At 73.7% G+C, this 1,929-nt stretch carries 1 pseudogene; it reads right to left on the minus strand.

Features of this window, described 5'->3' with window-relative positions:
• Nucleotides 1-1,705, minus strand: a pseudogene (locus RIF68_RS35515) (hypothetical protein); the annotation flags it as partial.
• Nucleotides 1,706-1,929 lie beyond the last annotated feature (224 nt).

Genomic DNA, 1,929 nt, shown 5'->3' on the forward strand with positions numbered 1-1,929 from the left:
CGTCCGTGCCGCGTGAGCGCACCGACAACCGGGAGTTGTCGAGTTCCAGTCCGACGAAGGCCGCACGGGAGGCCGGGGCGGTCCGGGCGTCGAGGTGGTGGGCGACCCGCAGCAGGGACTCGGCCACGTGCCCACGGTCAGGAGCGCCGGCGAGGCATTCCCGGGCCGCCTCGAACACGCGGTCCAGGTCGGCCCGGTCACCGGTGTGCTCGAAACGCCGTACGAGGGCGTGGAGCCGGCCGGCCAGGCGCTCGCCCCGGTCCGCGTGGTCGGCCGGAGTCGCCGCCAGGATGTCCGCCCAGAGGGCGATCGCCTCGTCCAGCCGGGCCAGGTCGCCCGACCTGTCGTACCAGGCGACGGTGGCGTGGAGGAGGTTGGCGAGGGTGACCACGCCGTCCTCACCGTCCTCGGGCGAGGTCAGGCCGACCGCCTGGCGCCCCGTGTGGACCGCGCGCCGCAGGTCCGCCGGCTCGTCCCCGTGCTGGAACCTGCGGTACAACCGGTAGCAGAGGTCGGACAGGGCACGGACCCGCGTGCGGCTGCCCACGGCCGCTCCGGCGACCGCGGCCTCGCACGCCTGGACGCTCCCCTCGAGGTCGGCGGGGTCGCCCCCGTGGTCGAACCGGTGACACAGGGCGTCACTGAGGTCGACCAGGAAGCCCGCCCTCCGGGTGTCGTCGCTCGGCATGCGGTCGAGCGCCGACCGCCACACCTCGACGGCCTCGTCGAGGTCGGCCAGGTCACCGGTGGCCGCATGCCGGGCACGCAGGTTCCTGTCGAGGGTCCTGAGGGCGGACGCCCGGTCCGGGTCGGAGGCGTCGATCGTGTCGCGGGCGAGCCGGCCCCATCGCACGGCGGCGTCGAAGTCGGCCGGCGACTGCGTGATCCCGGCGCGGTACCGGTAGGCCCGCCCCAGACGGCTGTACCGCAGCCAGCGGAACTCGTCCCCCGGAGGTGTGCCCGCGACCGACTCCTCCAGGCACCGCAACGCCTCTTCGAGGCAGGCCCGTTCGTCCGTCCGCTCGTACACGGTCATCAGGGCGTCGGCCAGCAGTGACTGTCTGCGCGCCCGCTCCCTGCCCGGCGGTGTGAGACGGACCGCTTCCCGGCGGGCCGACACCGCCTTGCGTTCGTCCGTCACCTCCCCGGTGGCCTTGTGGCGTTCGTGGTGGGCGTGAGCGAGACGGCCGAGGGCGACGACTCTGGCCGCGGGATCCGGTGGCGCGGTCCCCAGGGCCCACGTCACACGCTCGACGGCCTGATCGAGGGGGCCGAGGTCGGTGCCGTCGAAGAGCCTCAGCAGCCTCCCCGCGGAGTCGACCGCCCAGCTCAGTCGGCGGCGGGCGTCGGTCGCGAGTTCCCCCACGACGTCCGCCATCTCACCGGGGATCAGGCCCGGTGAGGACTCCCGCAGTCCGAGGAGGAAGCCGACGGCGCTGTCCGCCTCGACCTGACCCGGCAGAGTGCCGGACACCACGCCGCGCCAGAAACGGAACCGGGCCAACTCCGCCAGCGCGGCGAGGTTGTACTCCGGCTCACCCGCCCCGTTCAGACGCGTCGCCGCCCGCACGGCCGCGGCGTACTCCGCCTCCGCCAGGCGGCCGTTGAGCTGCCGGGGGTCCCTGTCCCGGTGGAACAGTGCCACCCTCCGCCGGACGGCCGAGACCGGATCCGGCGTGACGTCGGACGTCACTTCCTCCCCCATGACCCCAGCGTAACGGGAAGGTACTTCGCCGGACCGGGTATTGGTCGCAACCTCAGCCGCATCCCCGACCACATCCTCAGCCGGAGCCGGAGCCGGAGCCGGGGTGCGGTTGTCCGCGAACGCTCTCGGGTTTGTCCGTGATCGGTAACGGACGCATCCCGCTGCCGCCGTTCCCCGTCCTGCCTGGTGGTTCCGGCGCGACCGGGACCACGGCGAGGAACCAG

Origin of the sequence: Streptomyces sp. (assembly GCF_031178505.1) — a bacterium.
Classification (GTDB): domain Bacteria; phylum Actinomycetota; class Actinomycetes; order Streptomycetales; family Streptomycetaceae; genus Streptomyces; species Streptomyces gulbargensis.